Source organism: Streptomyces gossypii (assembly GCF_025165795.1).
Classification (GTDB): Bacteria; Actinomycetota; Actinomycetes; order Streptomycetales; family Streptomycetaceae; genus Streptomyces; species Streptomyces gossypii.
Window position 1 is genome coordinate 90853 of sequence record NZ_JAJAGO010000003.1, and the last position, 17448, is coordinate 108300.

17 protein-coding genes, 1 tRNA gene and 1 pseudogene are annotated in these 17448 nt (G+C 69.0%); 12 read left to right on the plus strand and 7 right to left on the minus strand.

Annotated elements, in window-relative coordinates; translation table 11 throughout:
• Nucleotides 1-17 precede the first annotated feature (17 nt).
• The gene (locus tag LHJ74_RS06890) at nucleotides 18-935 is read right to left on the minus strand and encodes a hypothetical protein (protein WP_260216655.1); all 918 of its coding nucleotides are present in this window, start codon (nucleotides 933-935) and stop codon (nucleotides 18-20) included.
• A gap of 575 nt (nucleotides 936-1510) precedes the next feature.
• Between LHJ74_RS06890 and LHJ74_RS06895 the strand changes: the two genes are divergently transcribed.
• The 3 genes from LHJ74_RS06895 (at nucleotide 1511) to LHJ74_RS06905 (ending at nucleotide 3430) form a co-directional block, all read left to right on the plus strand.
• Nucleotides 1511-2062 (plus strand): SigE family RNA polymerase sigma factor, encoded by a 552-nt coding sequence (locus LHJ74_RS06895; protein WP_260216656.1) that lies wholly within the window; start codon nucleotides 1511-1513, stop codon nucleotides 2060-2062.
• Nucleotides 2055-2666: a hypothetical protein gene (locus tag LHJ74_RS06900; RefSeq protein WP_260216657.1), complete on the plus strand. Its 612-nt coding sequence runs from the start codon at nucleotides 2055-2057 to the stop codon at nucleotides 2664-2666. The genes LHJ74_RS06895 and LHJ74_RS06900 overlap by 8 nt, the downstream gene beginning before the upstream one ends.
• Nucleotides 2667-2854: 188 nt before the next feature.
• A complete protein-coding gene (locus LHJ74_RS06905) occupies nucleotides 2855-3430 on the plus strand; it encodes a hypothetical protein (RefSeq protein ID WP_260216658.1) in 576 nt (191 codons plus the stop codon).
• Here the strand turns inward: LHJ74_RS06905 and LHJ74_RS06910 are convergent.
• Nucleotides 3394-3600, minus strand: coding sequence for a hypothetical protein (locus LHJ74_RS06910; protein ID WP_260216659.1), 207 nt, complete (start codon nucleotides 3598-3600; stop codon nucleotides 3394-3396). The genes LHJ74_RS06905 and LHJ74_RS06910 overlap by 37 nt on opposite strands.
• Before the next feature lie 1069 nt (nucleotides 3601-4669).
• Nucleotides 4670-4975, minus strand: a complete 306-nt coding sequence (locus LHJ74_RS06915) for a tetratricopeptide repeat protein (RefSeq protein WP_260216660.1) — start codon at nucleotides 4973-4975, stop codon at nucleotides 4670-4672.
• 188 nt (nucleotides 4976-5163) lie between these two features.
• On the opposite strand from LHJ74_RS06915, the gene LHJ74_RS06920 reads away from it, so the two are divergent.
• Complete coding sequence (locus LHJ74_RS06920) at nucleotides 5164-6984, plus strand: pentapeptide repeat-containing protein (RefSeq protein ID WP_260216661.1); 1821 nt, start codon at nucleotides 5164-5166, stop codon at nucleotides 6982-6984.
• A 629-nt stretch (nucleotides 6985-7613) separates the two neighbouring features.
• Here the strand turns inward: LHJ74_RS06920 and LHJ74_RS06925 are convergent.
• The gene (locus tag LHJ74_RS06925) at nucleotides 7614-8150 is read right to left on the minus strand and encodes a hypothetical protein (RefSeq protein WP_260216662.1); all 537 of its coding nucleotides are present in this window, start codon (nucleotides 8148-8150) and stop codon (nucleotides 7614-7616) included.
• A 67-nt stretch (nucleotides 8151-8217) separates the two neighbouring features.
• Here LHJ74_RS06925 and LHJ74_RS06930 point away from each other — a divergent pair.
• Nucleotides 8218-8346 (plus strand): annotated as a pseudogene (locus LHJ74_RS06930) (tyrosine-type recombinase/integrase); the annotation flags it as partial.
• 171 nt (nucleotides 8347-8517) lie between these two features.
• Here LHJ74_RS06930 and LHJ74_RS06935 read toward each other — a convergent pair.
• Nucleotides 8518-8591 (minus strand) — tRNA-Gly (locus LHJ74_RS06935).
• Nucleotides 8592-8814: 223 nt separating this feature from the next.
• Here LHJ74_RS06935 and LHJ74_RS06940 point away from each other — a divergent pair.
• The 5 genes from LHJ74_RS06940 (at nucleotide 8815) to LHJ74_RS06960 (ending at nucleotide 12368) form a co-directional block, all read left to right on the plus strand.
• A complete protein-coding gene (locus LHJ74_RS06940; RefSeq protein WP_260216663.1) occupies nucleotides 8815-9018 on the plus strand; it encodes a hypothetical protein in 204 nt (67 codons plus the stop codon).
• 63 nt (nucleotides 9019-9081) lie between these two features.
• Nucleotides 9082-9660: a dCTP deaminase gene (gene dcd, locus LHJ74_RS06945; protein WP_260216664.1), complete on the plus strand. Its 579-nt coding sequence runs from the start codon at nucleotides 9082-9084 to the stop codon at nucleotides 9658-9660.
• 26 nt (nucleotides 9661-9686) lie between these two features.
• On the plus strand, nucleotides 9687-10184 hold the full coding sequence (locus LHJ74_RS06950) for a phosphoribosyltransferase (RefSeq protein ID WP_260216665.1): 498 nt from the start codon (nucleotides 9687-9689) through the stop codon (nucleotides 10182-10184).
• A 53-nt stretch (nucleotides 10185-10237) separates the two neighbouring features.
• Nucleotides 10238-10615, plus strand: coding sequence for a nuclear transport factor 2 family protein (locus LHJ74_RS06955; protein WP_260216666.1), 378 nt, complete (start codon nucleotides 10238-10240; stop codon nucleotides 10613-10615).
• A gap of 208 nt (nucleotides 10616-10823) precedes the next feature.
• A complete protein-coding gene (locus LHJ74_RS06960) occupies nucleotides 10824-12368 on the plus strand; it encodes a ricin-type beta-trefoil lectin domain protein (RefSeq protein ID WP_260216667.1) in 1545 nt (514 codons plus the stop codon).
• A gap of 124 nt (nucleotides 12369-12492) precedes the next feature.
• Here the strand turns inward: LHJ74_RS06960 and LHJ74_RS06965 are convergent, their stop codons facing one another.
• On the minus strand, nucleotides 12493-13518 hold the full coding sequence (locus tag LHJ74_RS06965) for a Yip1 family protein (RefSeq protein WP_260216668.1): 1026 nt from the start codon (nucleotides 13516-13518) through the stop codon (nucleotides 12493-12495).
• A 192-nt stretch (nucleotides 13519-13710) separates the two neighbouring features.
• Nucleotides 13711-15222, minus strand: coding sequence for an FG-GAP repeat domain-containing protein (locus tag LHJ74_RS06970; protein ID WP_260216669.1), 1512 nt, complete (start codon nucleotides 15220-15222; stop codon nucleotides 13711-13713).
• Nucleotides 15223-15357: 135 nt separating this feature from the next.
• Between LHJ74_RS06970 and LHJ74_RS06975 the strand changes: the two genes are divergently transcribed.
• Together LHJ74_RS06975 and LHJ74_RS06980 are read left to right on the plus strand one after the other, a co-directional pair.
• A complete protein-coding gene (locus LHJ74_RS06975; RefSeq protein ID WP_260216670.1) occupies nucleotides 15358-16092 on the plus strand; it encodes an ArsR/SmtB family transcription factor in 735 nt (244 codons plus the stop codon).
• Nucleotides 16089-17408: an MFS transporter gene (locus LHJ74_RS06980; RefSeq protein ID WP_260216671.1), complete on the plus strand. Its 1320-nt coding sequence runs from the start codon at nucleotides 16089-16091 to the stop codon at nucleotides 17406-17408. The genes LHJ74_RS06975 and LHJ74_RS06980 overlap by 4 nt, the downstream gene beginning before the upstream one ends.
• The last annotated feature ends 40 nt before the right edge of the window (nucleotides 17409-17448 follow it).

Sequence of the window (17448 nt, forward strand, 5' to 3'; positions counted from 1 at the left end):
TGGGGTCCGTGCGCGGCTCAGGTCCAGCTTGGCGAGGGTCCGTGTGGTGGCTTGTAGGGGATCGGTTTGCCGGTGAGTGCGTCGAGCAGAATGCGGTCGCCTACGGGCTGGTTGAGTTTCACCGTCACCTGCTGCAACTTCCCCTGTTTGGTACAGAAGCCTTCGGTCTTCGGGTTCTTGACGGAAGCCGACAGCACCACGCTGCCGTGGGATTCCTGCGGAGCCACGGCCGGGCCGTCGTCACAGGCACCGTGCGTGGCGATCACGGTCACCGAGTGCCCGTCGGCGGAGATGCGGATCAGCTGGTCGAGCGGGTTTCCGGGGACGTCACGGGCCCGCTTGATCGGCGGCCGGGGGAGTTTCGAGGGGTTGACAGCGGCCTGCCTGAGGGGTGAGTCGTAGCCTTCCAGGCTGAACAGCCAGGCGGGGACCGTCGCCGGACCCCTGCTGGTGGTCACGCTCATCTCGCCCAGTTTCGCCCCGGTCACCGTCAGGTGCGGCTTTCCGCGTGTGCGAGTACCGGCCAGCGTCTTGTACGACTCCTGTGCCGACACCAGCGGCCGGGTTGCCGATTCGCCCCCGTCCCAGGCAACCGGGCCGTCCTTCGGCCCGGTGGCGGGCACCTCCGACCGCAGGACGACGCTGCGGTCCTGGTATGCCTCCCTGTCGGCCCTGCCACGCAGACCACCTTGCGGCAGCTGGACCACGTCGCCCATGGGGTGGTAGCCGCTGCGCCATTCGGCAGCCGCGACTGACCCGTCCCAGGCCGCGGCCACCTCCCGGGCACGGTGCGCCAGCTCCGACGCATCGCCGCTGGTTTCCTGTCGGCTGCCGCTCTTGGCTTCCTGCTGGCTGCCGCAACCGGAGACGGTACCCAGGCCGACGGCGGCCAAGGCGACGGCAGCCAGCAGGCTGACCGGGCCCGATGACCTCATCCGCACGTGACCTCCCGGAAGGATGGCGTGGCAGGCTGCCCCGTGCCTGTGACGCGGTCGGTCCAGGACAGGTTCCACCGGTTAAGGCGGCTGGGAGACGGCGTGATGTCAGAACTCGCCGCGGACATGAGCGAGAAACCCCAGAGTCCCGCCGTCCGGGAATTCCGCGAACGCCTCGCCACCACCTTCGCCGCATAACCCCGCCCTGACGGACAGGGAGACGGGCGCATCCGGTGTCGTCGGTGCTTGGCCGAGGCTGTTCGGGGCGTTTCCGGGCAGGGCGGAGCCGCGGGTGTTGCGCTGAGCTGGGGCTGTGGCTGAGCGGGGCTGGTTCAGTCGGGTGGGGTGCTGCTGGTGAGGGTGGCGCGGCGTCGGGCCCCGGCGGCACTGGTACTGCCCGACCGCGGGGCCGGCTCTGCGACCTGCGCGCCTGCTGCGGCACAGGCGCAGGCGCAGGCGGGGCGGAGGCGAATCGGCCTTTATGGGCACAGTGCGGCCTGGGCGTTGCGCGCGAGTCGCTGGCTTCTTGTGGCGCGAGGGAGTCAAGTGGCACCGTTCAGCGGGATGGGAGAGGTATGCGACCACCAGACAAGCCGCGGGGCCGGGGTGTGGGCGAGGACGCGTTCGACGCCTTCTACACCGCGAGTGTCGGCCGGCTTATCGGCCAGCTGTATGCGATGACGGGCGACCTCGCTGAGGCGCAGGACGTGGTTCAGGAAGCCTTCGTCCGGGCCTGGCAACGCCGGACCGAGCTGGACCTGGACGGTGCTCCTGAGGCGTGGGTACGCACGGTGGCCTGGCGGCTGGCGGTCAGCCGGTGGCGGCGAATGCGCACCGCGCTTGCCTTCGCCCGGCGGCAGGGCCCGCCCGCCACGGTAGCGCCACCGGATCCGCACCACGTGCTGCTGGTTCAGGCGCTGCGGCAGATACCCGAGGCGCAACGACGGGCCGTGGTGCTCCACCATCTGTGCGACCTCACGGTCGAACAGGTGGCTGCCGAGACCGACTGCCCCGTCGGCACCGTCAAATCGCAACTGAGCCGGGGGCGGGCGGCGCTGGCACGGCTGTTGGCCGATACCGAGCTGGGTCCGCGGACGACCCGGCAGTCGGAGGTGCGTCATGGCTGACGAGACTCAGTTGAAGGGACACCTCGCCGACCTCGCCGAGTCGGGTCGGCGGCAGGCGGTGCCGCTGGCCGCAGAGCGGATCCGGGCGCACGGTGAGCAGCGTCTGCGCCGCAGGCGGGCAGCTCTGGCGTCCGGCGGCGTGCTGCTGGCCGCGGCTCTGGTCGCGGGGGGTCTGTCGCTGGCCCGGGCCGACCGGGGGCCGGAGCCGCCCGCCGTCATTCCGACACCGACCGCTTCGCCGTTCGTGACGCCGACGCCGGCTCCGGGGCAGGAGTACGCGAGCGAACTGGGGTACGTATACGGCGCGGTGGCGAGGGGGGACACGGTGCAAATCACCGTCAAGCAGCTCCGTACAGCGCAGGGCACGCTGGTACCCGTCGGCGTGGTGCACACGCTGACCCTGCCGAGGAGGACACCGGTGGAAGCACGGCAGTCGGCCGGCGGGGACGCGGCGGACGCGGCGGACGTGGCGGACGTGGCGGACGTGGAGCTGGGCGAGCTGGTGGACCGGCTGGACGGTGGGCCGCGGTGGGTGTTCGCCATCGACTACGACAGCGAGGGCCGAGTGCAGTCGCTGCGGGAGGCGTACTGGCTCGCCGAGTGAGTCCTGCGGAGCAGGGGGAATACCGGATCGCCGTCAGGGTCGGTCGTCCGTGAAGCCGGTGCAGGACCTCAAGGGGGAACTTCGGGGCGGGCAGGCGGCGATCCGGATCGGGATGCAACCCAAGGGGTGGGGTGGCGCGTAGAGAGCATGTATCCAGATCGCACCTGATCCCAGGAGGAACGTTGACCATGTGTGTCTCACGCCGCCGGGCCGTCCTGCGCTGCCTCACCGCCCTCGCCTTCAGCGCCATGGTCCTGACCGGGTGCAACGGCGGGGGTGGCGGCCAGGCGGATGCCACCGCACCAGAGACGTCGGCGACGCCTTCCACTTCGGCCGACGAGACGGTCTCTCGTCCCCCCACGCCGGGCGCCAACACGGACCCGGACGACACATCGGCGTCGAACAGTGAGGCCCCCTGGGCCGGCACCAAGCAGTTCGTACAGATCGAGGACGCCCGGACCAGCGACGGACAGACCTACCTGTCGGTGCGGCCAGCCCAGAAGGAGGCCATGACACACCCGCACGAGGCATGGGTGGTCGTCCCGGGCGAGGGTTCCTACACCACGGTCCCCATGGCCGAAGACGCCCGGATACTGCTGTCGGTCCCGCTCGGCGACGGTAAACACGCCGCGTCATACTCCCAGGCCGAGCTCGTCAGCCGGCTGACGGCCCTGTCGTCCTCGGTTCGCTCAGGTGTCGGCTACGACCTGAGTTTCGACGGAGAGGGTCAGGTGACCAGACTGCAGTCGCTGTACACGTCCTGACCGAGCAGGCCGGACCTCATCCGCGACGCCGCCTCCGGGCCCGGGATGCCCGCGAGGCCCGACGGTACGCGGCGCAGCATGGTGACGAGTGCGTCGAGCCGCCCGGTCATCTGGTCCAGTGCTCCTTGGCTATGCCAGGCGGCGAAGTGGTCCTGGGCCGACGGCGTCACCGGTGCCATTGACGCCGATGGGCGCCGCCAGCGCACGGAGGTTGCGAAGGCGGCCGGGCAGGAGGAAGGCGAGCGGCGACAGTCCACCCCTTCGTCCCACGTGCGCGCGACACCATCGGCGACTCCGCCTCCCAGGAGGCGTGCCACGCCGCGCCGGCCTGCCCACGAGGTGCCGAGGCATCTTGCGGACGTGTGCGAAGCACCACCCCGCGCGATGAGTGGTGCAGATCACAAATGAATGCGTCTCGGGATTTGAGGCGACTTGGAGATGCGTGCTCGACTTGGGGCTTGTGTGCGCCAATTCGGCGCGGTGATCGGCGTGTTATGACACGCGCGCTGAAATCGGTCTAGGCGACGAACAACCCCCAGGTCTCTGACCTGGGGGTTTGGGGTGGAGCGGGCGACGAGAACCGAACTCGCGCTATAAGCTTGGGAATCAAGCGGCACTTGATCACTCACAGGGGGTCTGATCTGCGGGAACCCTCTTTCCGCGGCATGTTCGGAGGTAGGAAGAACAGCAGCCGATGACCGTGGTCTACCGCTGTGAGTGGCATGTAGTGGCACGACGTCCCGGCCGATTGCCACAGCGCCCCGGCTGCCCGCTCGGAGAGATTCTCCGCAGCTTCCTCGGCGAACTTCGCGCCCGCAAGGGACTGCGGTGGAACGCGGCTTCGCGCTCTTGGATCGATGCTTCACGCCTTGTAAGCACGGCTACAGACGTGCCGCCAGGTGGTGGTCCTGGGAGGAGAGTCGATGGCGATCAAGGTTGCGGTTGTGTCCGGGAGTTGATCGACGCTGCGGTGGCTCTGGGCAACCGGCGTACGAGGACGCTCGGCGTGATGACGCATTCGCGCACTTGAAGAAACTGGCGCGTGCGGACCAGGATCCGGCTCGACGTGAAGTGGGCCGCCCGGCTGGTGCGAGCGCTGATAATCCTCAACCAGCGCGAGATCGCCCGTTGACCGACGATCTTCACACCAGACAGCCGCCGACCACCAGCGCGAGCACGACATCACCCACCCACGCCAGCCCCGTGACCTGCTCCTTCAGGATGAACACGAGCCACTAGTTACTTGACATGAAGGACTTGTTCGTAGAGCTCGCGGGCTCGTTCGTGGTTTCCGGCATCGCGTTCCACGTCGGCCCAGTACATGAGCACATCGGCCCTCTGCTTGGATGGGCCGTCGGCCTCGGCGGCCTGCTGGAGCAGCCTACGGGCCTCCTCCAGGTCCCCGGCCCCCACCTCGATCACGGCCAGGTTCCACGACGCAGCCAGGACGATGCCCCATTGGCCGGTCTCGATGGTCTGCTTGAAGAGGTCGCGTGCCTCCTCCGCGTTCCCGGCGTCCCACTCCAGCAGGGCCAGAGGAAGCAATTGCGGGCAGGCGACTGAACTGGCCCCTTGCAACTCGGCCTCCGGCTTGATCTCTTTTCCTGGTGACCTCGACCTCGCCGGACTCAGTCCCTCCGCACTGGCCACACTGCGCCGTGGGAGCTGGCCCTGACGACCCGGTGGGCTGCCGCGGTCGCGCAGTCGACCCGCACAACACCTGCCTGGCCCACTTGGCGGACGCCGACCGCGAAGCCTACCTGGCCGGCCTGGCCCCCGGAGCAGATCTCGATCACTGCGGCACCCTCTTCGCCGGCGACCTGCTGCGCGAACTGATCGACGCCGTCCGAGACCCTGCCGACGAACAGCCCCGCATCGGCCACGCCCGGTTCCGTGGTGCGACCTTCGACGCTGACGCCCGGTTTTGTGGCGCGACGTTCGATGGAGACGCCGAATTCCGTGGCGTGACATTCATCGGAATCGCTGATTTTCGGGACGCGTCATTCTGCGACACTGATTTCGGTCTGGCAGAGTTTCATGCCTACGTGTGTTTCGGCGGGGCAGCTTTCTTCGGCCACGCCTGGTTCAAAGCAGCAAAATTCTCCAAAGACGCAGACTTCAAGGCGGCGAAATTTCACTCCTACGTCACGTTCGAGCTTGCGATCTTCTCCAGTACCGCCTGGTTTTGGGATGTGGCGTTCTCCAAGATCGCCGGATTCGGTGCAGCGAAGTTCACCGGGCATGCCGAGTTCACGCATGCCACGTTCTCCGACAAAGCCGAGTTCAACATGGTGACGTTCTTACGCGCTCATTTCCATGGAGTGACGTTCTCCGGCAGTGCCCAGTTCATCTCGGCGAGGTTCTCCGAATCCGGCTGGTTCAAAGAGGCCAGGTTCCGAGCAGAAACCGAATTTACCGACGCGAGGTCGTCCCACGTCGGATTCGACGGGGCAACCTTCGAAATCACGTCCCAAGTGGGCCCACTGGTTTGCAGACACCTGGATCTGTCAGGGGCACGGTTCGGGGCCCCAGTGACGATTGAAGCCGCGACGGATCACTGTACGTGTGTCAGGACTCGCTGGGAATCCACCGCCGCGCTGCGCCTGCGCTACACGACCGTGGACCTCAGCGACGCCGTCATCGAGTACCCGGTCAGCGTCGCCGCCCGCGCAACCGGCTTCGACGGCGTCCTTCGACCTGTCGATGAATCGGCCCTGGCCGAGCGTGACCCGCGCGTGCAAGTGGCCTCCGTGAGCGGTATAGACACAGCGCATCTGGTGCTGAGGGATGTCGACCTGTCCGCCTGCCGGTTCACCGGTGCGTTCCACCTGGATCAGCTCCGCCTGGAAGGCCGCTGCACGTTCGCTGCCGCCCCCTTCGGGCTGCACCGGCGCGGCATCTTCCCGGTCCGCTGGACACCGCGCCGCACCCTTGCTGAAGAACACCACTGGCGCGCTGCCACCGGCGCCATCAACTGGACACCCGAGCCGGCCGGCGGCACGACAGCACAGCCATCCGCTCTCGCGCCTGTATATCGACAGTTGCGTAAGTCCTTCGAGGACGGCAAGAACGAACCAGATGCAGCGGACTTCTACTACGGCGAGATGGAAATGCGCCGCCACGACGGCGAGCGTCCGCGCGCCGAGCGCACGCTGCTCACTCTGTACTGGGCCGTATCCGGCTACGGCCTACGTGCCTCCCGCGCCCTGGCCTGTCTCCTGGGAGCCATGGCTGTCACCGTCCTGGCCATGATGCTCTGGGGCATACCCAAAGACGTCCCGAAGCCTGCAACGACCGGGCACCTGACCGAGCAGGACATCTCACTAACGACCGACAACGCCGCCCCGGTGAACCCTTCCGGGCCGCTGCGCACCCGACTCACATCAGAGCGATGGGAGAAGTCCCTGCGGATTGTGGTCAACTCGGTTGTCTTTCGGTCCTCTGGACAGGACCTCACCACCACCGGCATCTACACCGAGATGGCTTGCCGCCTGACTGAGCCCGTACTGTTCGGCCTCGCTGCACTTGCTGTCCGCGGACGCGTCAAGCGGTAGTCCGTCCTTGCCGCCCCGGGCCGTTCCTGACCATCCGCGACAGGGAGCGATGGATCATGGACGCTGCCCGGCGGTCCACTCACATGAGCAGCGGATTGCGGGTGTCATTCGTGCCGGCCCACGGGCTTGCCGCTTTGCAGGCATAACCGGCGCCTGAACCCCTCCGGTATTACGGGCATCACGTCACCAGGACTTCGATTGCGGGAGTCGTCCCTGATCTGTCGCTGACCGAAACGGTGACGAGCCTCTGTATCAACGGTTCTCCGCCGCGAGTCGGGGGACTCGGAGGGTGTGGTGATCGGTGAGGGGTCTAGACCATGAGCAAGGCCCAGGTCTGCGACCTGGGCCCTCGGGTGGAGCGGGCGACGAGAATCGAACTCGCGCTATAAGCTTGGGAATCACGGTGCTTGGGGCGGCTGTTAGTGCCCTGAACTGCGTTAACGCGCTCTGACACCGCGCTGCGGGTGATCTCAACAACCCGCCGTTGACCGTGGTTGTCCGACCCTACGGGCACGGCATGGGCACGTGCGGACGCGAATGCTGGATGAGTTCGGTTGCTGCGGCTCTCACCGCTCGCAGACGAGCAATTGTCAAGACCTGTGGTTTGAGAGCGTTCGTGTTCGGGACTCCTACACGCCCCGCTGCGGTTCGAACTCTGCGGTGAAGTCCTCCCAGTGCCCGCCGATGTCCTCGTGCAGGCTGTCGACATGGCGGCCGGTGTGTTCACCAGTCGGTGTGGACTCCACCAGGCACCAGCCGGGAAGTTCGTCGCGAAGCTCCATGGGCGGGTATCCGTCGGGATCCTCCGGATCGTGGTCGACGAAGTTGGAGTCCGCCAACCGATAAGCCAGGTCGAAGGCGGTGGCATGGGCGACTCGACTGGCGAAGAGTGCCAAAGTCCGTGGCTCGATGCCCGCAGCCTCGAACTGTGCCAGCGCATCGGGGCTCTGCGGATCGGCGAGCAACTGCTCCACGGCGCTGGGCTGTTCCCACCGCACCACCGCCTGCCGGACGCCGCGCAGGAGCAGGAAACGGGCCAGCTGCGCAATGTCTTCGTCCATTTCGGAGTCGGCCCAGCCCGCCGGATCCGCCGCGCCCAGAGCCGTGAAGACCCGGATCAGGTGGGCACGGCGCTTCTCAGGGTCCTGATCTGTGTCACCAGTCATGGGCGCAGCATGCCAGAGGCGTGGGGGCAAATCCTCCGGAGTCCCACGGGCGCACACCAACTCGCCAACGGCGGCCGATGACGAGTTGATCCGTCGCAACCCGTGTCGGGCAGAGGCGCCGGGAAGGAATCCGCCCTTTGAACGGCCCATCGCCACCATGGCCCAGATGGACGCGCTCGCGGACGCTATGGGCCCCGCGCTCGCGGGGAAGCGGTTCATCGTGCTTCCGGCCCTACGCCCTTCGTCACACCGGACACACCCTCGCCACCCAGAGCGGGCCACGCTCAAGGACACCATGGTCCGCGCCGGGGCCTAGAGAGGTCTGGGCAACAAGCAACCCCCAGGTCGCTGACCTGGGGGTTCGGGGTGGAGCGGGCGACGAGAATCGAACTCGCGCTATAAGCTTGGGAAGCTCATGTTCTACCATTAAACTACGCCCGCGAGAGGAGCCGCCTGGTAGCTGCTCTTCGCCGGACACTGTACCCCATCGCGGACCCCTGGCGCACAGGCGCAGGGGTCTTTGTGCTGTTCGGGGGGTGCGTGGGCGGGTGCCGGGGTAAGCGGGGCGGAGCGTACGGTGGCGCGCGGGATGCCGGGTGCGGTGGTGGGTGAGTCATCCCCTAACGTGGCTTTTGTCGTTCACGTACTTGGGGAGAGGTAAGCGATGGAGACCACGGTCGTCCGGTGTGCCGAAGGGCACGAGTTCAGCACCTCGACGTTCCCGATGCAGAACCTCGGCGCCGACCGGATCGGCCCCGGCCGGTTGCTGCGGTGTCCGCAGTGTGCCCGGTTGCGGCAGGCGGTGCCGGTGCCCGTGGAGGTGCGCGGTGCGGGGCGCAGCGGGGAGCGCGGGGCTGCGGAGAAGTAGCGGCGGGTGAGGCGGGCGCGATCCGATTGGGTCGGGCCCGCACACTGCGCGTAGTCTCGGGCCGTGCTTCTCTCTGACAAGGACATCCGGGCCGAGATCGATTCCGGCCGGGTGCGGATCGACCCCTACGATCCGGCGATGGTGCAGCCGTCGAGCATCGATGTGCGGCTGGACCGCTACTTCCGCGTGTTCGAGAACCACCGCTATCCGCACATCGACCCCGCCGTCGAGCAGCCGGATCTGACCCGGCCGATCGAGACGAAGGGTGAGGACGAGCCGTTCATCCTGCATCCCGGGGAGTTCGTGCTGGCCTCGACGTACGAGGTGATCAGCCTGCCCGACGACATGGCGTCCCGGCTGGAGGGCAAGTCCAGCCTCGGGCGGCTGGGGCTGCTGACGCACTCCACGGCGGGCTTCATCGATCCGGGCTTCTCCGGCCATGTGACGCTCGAACTGTCGAACGTCGCCACGCTGCCGATGAAGCTGTGGCCGGGGATGAAGATCGGCCAGCTGTGTCTGTTCCGGCTGTCGTCGGCGGCCGAGTTCCCCTACGGCTCGGACCGCTACGGTTCCCGCTATCAGGGCCAGCGCGGGCCGACGCCGTCGCGCTCGTACCTGAATTTCCACCGTTCGCAGATGTGAGTCCCGTGCAGGGTGATGAGGCAGCGATGAGCGAAGAGCGCGAGAACCTGACGTATCCCCTCTTCGGGCAGGCCGTCCGGGAGCTGGCGCAGACCGTCGCGGACGATGGCTTCGAGCCGGACATCATCCTCTCGATCGCGCGCGGCGGCCTGTTCGTCGCGGGCGGGCTCGGCTACGCGCTCGATGTGAAGAACCTTCATGTGATGAACGTCGAGTTCTACACCGGTGTGGGCGCGACGCTGGAGATGCCGGTCATGCTCCCGCCGGTGCCCAACGTGGTGGATCTCAGCCGTAAGAAGGTCCTGGTCGCCGACGATGTGGCGGACACCGGCAGGACGCTCAAGCTGGTGCACGACTTCTGCGCCGAGCATGTCGCCGAGGTCCGCAGTGCGGTGATATACGAGAAGCCGCACTCGGAGGTCAACTGCGAGTACGTGTGGAAGCGTACCGACCAGTGGATCAACTTCCCGTGGTCCGTCGCGCCGCCCGTGGTCCGTCGTGCCGGGCAGGTTCTGGACGCCTGAGGCAGGGTCCGCGCGGGTCCCCGTTGTCAGTGGCGCATGGCACGCTGTGCGGCATGGAGCCGAAGGAAGTAATAGAGGCGTTGTGGGCACGGATCGAGGCGCGTGACTGGGCGGGTGTCGGGGAGCTGATGGCGGCGGATGTCGTCGTCGAGTGGCCCATCTCCGCCGAGCGGATATCCGGCCGGGCGAATTTCGTCGCGGTGAACAGCGAGTATCCGCAGGGCTGGTCGATCCGGGTGCTCAGGATCCTCGCGGACGGCGAGAACGTCGTCTCCGAAGTCGAGGTGCCGCACGTCGACTTCGGTGTGTTCCGCGCCGCCGCGTTCTGGACGGTGCGTGGTGGCGTGGTGGTGAGCGGGCGGGAGTACTGGACGAGTATGGGTTCGGAGCCGTCGCCGCAGTGGCGGGCGGAGTATGTCGAGGTCGGCTGAGGCCGGCCCTTGAGTTGAGCCAGGGCTCGAGCGCGGGGGTACGTGCCGCTTGGCGTACTGGTTGCCTGGCGAGCGGGTGAGGCTGCCCGTTCGGGCCACGGCGTGTGCACTCTCCGGCGGACAGACACCCTTCTGGGGGCTTCCCACTGCCCCTACTTCTGAGTAGAACCGCGGGTAACGGTAACTGTCCGCCCCGAGGGAGTCACTCATGGCACGTGCGAGACCTGTGACAGCGACGTTGACGGCGCTGGTGTTGGCACTGGGCGGAGGTGGACTGCTCAGCGCACCCGGAGCAGTCGCTGCCCCCGACCCGGCGGAGCAGGGAGCGAAGGGGAAGGCGCCGGTGCGTGCCGTGCAGCCGCTGTCGCCCGAGTTGGAGAAGCTGCGCGCGGAGCAGGCGGTCGAGTTGTACGGGGACGCCGCGCAGCGTCCGGCGGCCGAGCGCAAGACCTCGCTCATCTCCCTCGGGGACAGCGAGATCTCCGGCGAGGGTGTCGGCACCTACGAGCCCGGCACGGACGGGCCCGACAACTGGTGTCACCGTTCGCCCGACGCGGCGATCCACCGTACGGGCATCGACGCCGATCTGACGGTCAACGTCGCCTGTTCCGGGGCCTCCACGCAGAACATCCGGATCGGCGGCACCCCGCAGTACGCCGATGAGCTGGTGCAGAGCGACAGCCTGGCGATCCAGGCGCGGAACACCCGGCTGAAGCAGATCGTGCTGGTCGCCGGGGCGAATGACGACCTGCAGTTCGGGCCGGTGATCACGGACTGTGTGGTCCGGTGGTTCACCCTCCAGGGAGCCTGCGAGCCCAAGTACCAGCCGGGCTGGCAGGACCGCATCGACGGTCTGGTCCCCAAGGTCGAGCAGACGGTGCGGGACCTCAAGACCGTGATGCGCGACGCCGGTTACGCCGACGGCGACTACGAGCTGACCGTCATGAGCTATCCGAGCCCGCTCGGGCCCGATGTCGAGGACAACCCGCGCTACCCCGGGAAGCTCCTCGGCGGCTGCACCGGCTACACCAGCGACGCGGGCTGGGCGCGCGACTCGGCCGTGCCCACGTTCGAGAGCGGCATGCGTACGGTCGCGCAGCGCACGGGCGTGACCTACCTGGACGCCTCCCGCCTCTTCCACGGCCATGAGGTGTGCATGGAGAACACCTTTGCGCGGGGGCTGTACGTCGACCTCACCAACCCCTTCCCGCCGGACGAGAACTCGGTCCGGCAGTCCTTCCACCCCAATGTGCGGGGCCATGGCGCCTTCGCCGAATGCCTGACCCGGATCTACGAGTCGGACGCGCGCGAGGCGTCCTGCGCCGACCCGGCGGGCAAGGGGGCACCGCAGCTGTACGAGCTCGCGTGGGATGACGTCTTCGCCCCCTTGCGCAACGCCGCGACCGGCAGCTGCGTGGACGCGGACGGCGCGAGCAGCCGCAACGGCACCGCCCTGCGCGGCTGGGAGTGCCACGGTGAGCGGAATCAGGGCTGGTGGCACGACACGCAGAGCGGCCAGATCTACTCGGAGCTGACGCACGACCGGTGTGTCGACGTGCCGGAGGGCGCGTACGAGGCGGGCGCCGAGCTGGTGCTGTGGGACTGCCACGGGGCGGCGAACCAGCGCTTCGCACGGGACGGCGACACGCTGCGCCCGGCCGAGGCGAGCGGACTGTGCCTGACTCTGGCCGGTGCGCGGGAGCCGCTGCGGCTCCAGACGTGTGACGGGTCGAAGAGTCAGCGGTTCACCTGACACCGGAGGGCGGTGGTTCGCCAGATCGGGTGAACGCCGCGCGAGGGCAGCACTGACGCGTCCGGGCCCCGCCGTGACTGACAGCGGGGCCCGGACGTGTGCCGACTGCGTGACCGCGTGCGCGCTACAGCGTGCCCAGCTTGACCAGGAAGAGCAGCGCGAGCAGCTGGATCGCCGAGGCACCCAGCGCCTTCTGCCACGGCAGCTCGTGCGAGCGGCTGACCATGAGCGTGAACAGCGCGCCCGCACCGAGCCAGGTCATCCAGCCCAGCACCTGCACCAGCGGGGCCGTGCCGCCCAGGAACATCGCGAAGATCAGGCGGGGGGTGTCGCTGAGGGACATGATCAGCATCGAGAGGCCGATCGTCGGCGCCCACAGGCCGTTTCCGCCGAACTGCCGCGCCAGCGTGTGGGTGACCGCTCCGAGGATGACGCCCATCACCGTGATCGCGATGCCTGCGGCGATGACGTACTGGAGGGCGCTGGTGAGGGTGGCGTCGAGGACGGTTTCGCGGGAGTCGTCGAGCCCGAAGACCGCGAGCAGCCCGTAGAGGAAGGTGGTGACGAGCGCCGGGCCCCAGACGGGGTAGTCGCGCATCTGCAGGAAGGTGGGGTTGGGGCGCAGGACTATGCCGCGCAGCAGGTCCTTCCAGTGCAGCCGGGGGCCCGGGGGCGGGCCGGGGCCGTCGCCTGTGGTGTACACGGCGCCGTCGGAGTAGCCGTCCCCGTAACCGTCGCCCTGGGGCGCGTACGGATCGTGGATGCTGAACGCCTGGGTATGGCCCGCGTTGTTGGAGTACGGGTCCGCCCTGCCGCCGCCCTGGGGGGCGTACGGATCGCCGAAGTACTCCGGTTCGTCGTACTGGCCGCCGCCTGGGCCGCCCGGCCCGTTGCCCGCGGGGGGCCAGCCCTGCTGGCCGTACGGCGGCTGGGGCTGCGGTTGCCCCGGGCCGTACGGTCCTGGGCCCGGCCCCGGTCCTCTGCCCGGTCCGGGCCCCTGCCCGGGGCCTGGTCCCGGCCCTCGCCCGTACGGCCCCTGCCCGGGCCCCTGCCCCTGCGGAGGTCCGGGCGGAGCGCCCTGCGGGGGGCGCTGCCCATGCTGCCGCGCGTTCCGGGAGTCCCGTCCGCGTCCGATCCTGAATCCAGCCACTCATCGAACGTACCGCGTCCGGCGGGCTTCGGTGCGGCGGCCGTCAAGAATGGCCTGGCATCGCCGCTGACCTGTGACATCCCCTAAGGGGCCCCGGTGGTGCCCGCACCACCATGGGGGTGTGGCCAGCCGGATTGCGGCTGGCCGATCGCCGCTGGGGCGATCGTCTCTGGGCGTGCGTTGCGGGGTGCGTTACGAGGACGGCGGTGGGGTGGTGGGTTGCGGGCCGTCTCCGGCGCCGGCGTAAGGCCTGCTGGAGAAGACGACCAGGTCCTGTGTGCCGTTGGTGATCCACCAGCGGCCCTCGTGCTTGTCGTCTGGCCCGTTGGAGGAGGCTCTCGCCCGCCATTTCAGGACGAGCTCCTCCTTGCCGTCGCCGTTGAAGTCGGCAGCATCGAACAACTGGGCGACGCGACTGCTCTTGGTGACCTTCTCGCCGTCGACGCGCGCGGGGACGCTCCGGGTGAGGCTGACGCGCTTCTCGATCTTCGAGCGGCTGACGGTGAGCAGTTCGCTGCCGCTGGGCGTGCCGTCTTCGGACGCGCTCTGGTTGACGGCCAGTTCCGAGCGGCCGTCACCGTCGGTGTCGGCGGCGACCAGCTCGCCGGCGAGGTGCGGGATCTTGATGTGCTGCGTGTTGCGCGAGGTGCCGGAGGTGCCGCCGTAGTAGACGGTGAGGGACTGATCGACGTCCGGCGCCTCCGTCTCGTAGCCCGGCTCGTTGTTGCGGCTGCCGTTGTCGCCGATGGCCACGTCCCGCGTGCCGTCGCCGTCGAAGTCGCCGAATGCGGACGCGCTGCCCCGGCGTACCTCCCGGCCCTTCTCCGGAAGCCCGCCGGGACCGGCGGCGAACAGCGTGTTGCCCGCCTGCTCGCCGTCGTCACCGCGCCGGATCAGCAGGCCGGTCGGCCGCTTGGCCTCGGCGTCGATGCCGTCGGTGATCAGGTCTCCCCAGCCGCCGGTTTCCACCGTACGGGTGCCGGTGCGGGCCGGCGCGCCGTCGCGGCTGAAGGGGCCGTACATCAGGAGCAGTTCCTCGCCGCCGAGCCCCACGGCCGCCACATCGGGGTTGCCGTCGCCGTCGAAGTCGCCGACGGCGGGGCGTGTGTCGCTGAGGCCCAGGGGCCCGTGGCCCGGCGGCAACTGCAACAGGGTCGGCCCGGCCTCCGTGCGCGGCCCCTGGGCGGCACCCCAGTGGAGGTACGCCAGGGTGCGGCTGGCGCGGATGATGCCGTCCGGACCTTTCACCTCGGTGTCGTCCGGGATGATGCTGAGGGTCTCGGGGTAGCCGTCACTGTCCAGATCGGCGGTCTCGCCGGGGGACTGGCTGTTGGCCGTCCCTGCGTCGGTGACGATCCGGGTGTCCGGGTCGAGGCCCTCCTTCGAGCCCAGGATGTACGCCGTGCGGAACTCCGGCACTTGTATGTGCAGGTCGGGGTAGCCGTCGCCATTCATGTCATCGGCCAGCGCGCTGCCCTTGCCCTCCGGCACGGGGGAGCTGGTGGGGCCGGGGGTGACGACCGGCGCGGGCTTCACAGGCTGCTCGGACGCGTCGCCGTCGTTGCCGCCCTTCCCGTCGCCGCCCTCCCCGCTCCCCTCTGCGGATTCGCCGCCGCACCCGGCCAGGAGCAGCGTGACCAGGGCCGCGGCGAGTACGCCGGTCCGTGCGCTGCGCGTGCCGGCCGTGCGGGTGGTGAACATCATCGGGTCAGCGTATGCCGCGGACGCACGGCGGGCGTGGGTCGTACCGGACGGAGGAGAAGGCTGGACGGCGGGACCACCAAGAGTTCTTCGCGAAGGGGCCTTCGCAAAGAGTTCTTTGCGGTTTAGGGTGCGTGCATGAGTGAACCGATCGAGCCCACTGACCAGGCGGGCCAGCCTGGCCAAGTCGCGCCAGCTGAACCAGCTGAACCAGCTGAACCGACCGGGCCCAAGGGGCGGCCGGACCCCGAGACCGATGTGGTGCTGGACGCCAGGGGACTCCGGGCTCTGGCGCACCCGGTGCGCGTACAGCTGCTGGGTCTGCTGCGGAAGCACGGGCCGTCGACCGCCACCCGGCTCGCCGAGCGGCTCGGCGTCAACTCCGGTACCGCCAGCTACCACCTGCGGCAGCTCGGCGCGGCGGAGTTCGTCGAGGAGGACACGGAGCGCGGGAACGCTCGGGAGCGCTGGTGGCGCTCCCGGCACCGGACGACGTGGTTCCGCAACGAACTGGCACGGGAGGAGCCCGAAGCCGCGATGACGTACTTCCAGTCCATCGTGGCCATGGACACGATGCAGACGCAGCGGGTGCTGGGCGAGTTCGCGACGATGCCCCACGCCTGGCAGCAGGTCGTGGACCTCAGCAGCTACTCGCTGCGGCTCACCCCCGAGGAGGCGGAGGCGCTGGGGGCGGAGCTGACCGCGGTCGTCCGCCGCTACCGGCCCGATGCCCCGGAGAACGCCGCCGCGGAGGGCGCGGACACCGCACATGCCGCAGCTGCCGGAGCGGCCCCCGAGTACGCCGAGCGCGTCACGGTGAATCTGCACGTGATGCCCGAACCGGGTATAGAGCCGCCGCCCCACACCTCGTGACGACACCGCAGAAGCGGAGCCTGCGGCCGTTGGCCGGGCTGCTCGCGGCCCTGGGCGTCGCCGTGACGGGCACTCGCGTCTCGGCGATCGCGCTGCCGTGGTTCGTCCTGGTCACCACGGGCAGCACCACACAGACAGGGGCGGTGGCCTTCTGCGAGATGGCGCCCTATGTGCTGGCCAAGGCGTTCATCGGGCCTCTGGTGGACTGGACTGGTCCCCGGGTCTTCTCCTGGAGCACCGACCTGGTGAGCGCGTGCGCCGCCGCCCTCGTTCCGCTGCTGCACGCGCTGGACCTGCTGTCGTTCTGGCTGCTGCTCGTGCTCGTCGCGGTGGTGGGTACGGCGCGCGGGCCCGGCGACCTGGCGAAGGAGGTGATGATCCCGGAGGCCGCCGAACGCAGCCGCGTGGGTCTTGAGCGGGCGGCCGGGCTGTCCGGGACGACCGAGCGGCTCGGGGCGACGGCTGGTCCTGCGGCGGGTGGTGCGCTGGTGGCGCTGCTCGGTCCGATGACGGGACTCGTCGTCAACGCCGTGTGCTTCGCGCTGGGCTCGCTGATCATCGCGGTGGTGCTGCCGCACGGCATGGGCGGACCGGCGGAACCCGGCAAGCCCGGCAAGTTCCGCAAGCCCGGCTCCGGCAAGGGAGCTTCGCCCGGTGAGGGCGCCGCCGGCCCCGGCTACTGGCGGCGCCTCGGCGAGGGCTTCGCCTTCCTGCGCGGCGACCCGCTGCTGTTCGCCCTCGCCGTGATGATCGGCGTCACCAACATGCTGGCGGCCGGGTTCACGACGGTGCTGCTGCCGGTGTGGGCGCGGGAGTCCGGACGGGGGCCGTCGGCGGTCGGGCTGGCCGCAGGCGTGTCGGGAATCATGGCCGTGGTGGCGAGCCTGATCGCCGCTTGGGTGGCGCACCGGATGCGCCGGCGGGTGGTGTTCTTCACCGGCTTCCTGCTCGCCGGGGCGCCGCGGTTCCTGATTCTGGCCACCGACGCGCCGATGTGGGCGGTGCTGGCGGTGTTCGCCCTCGATGGGTTCGGCGCCGGCTTCCTCAATCCGATTCTGGGCGCGATCGTCTTCGAACGGGTGCCGCGCCACCTGCTGGGCCGGGTACAGGCGCTCGGCGACTCCATGGCCTGGGCGGGTATCCCCTTCGGCGGTCTGCTCGCCGGTGCGGTGGTCGCCTCCTTCGGGCTGGCACCGGCCCTGGTGGTGGGCGGGGTCGTGTACTTCCTGACGACGAATCTCACCGGGCTGAGGCCGGAGTGGCGCGAGATGGACCGGCTGCGCCGCAAGCGGGCTTCCGATCAGTCGACGGAATGACCACGATTCCACGCTGAACGTGACCATTCCGTCGACCGGC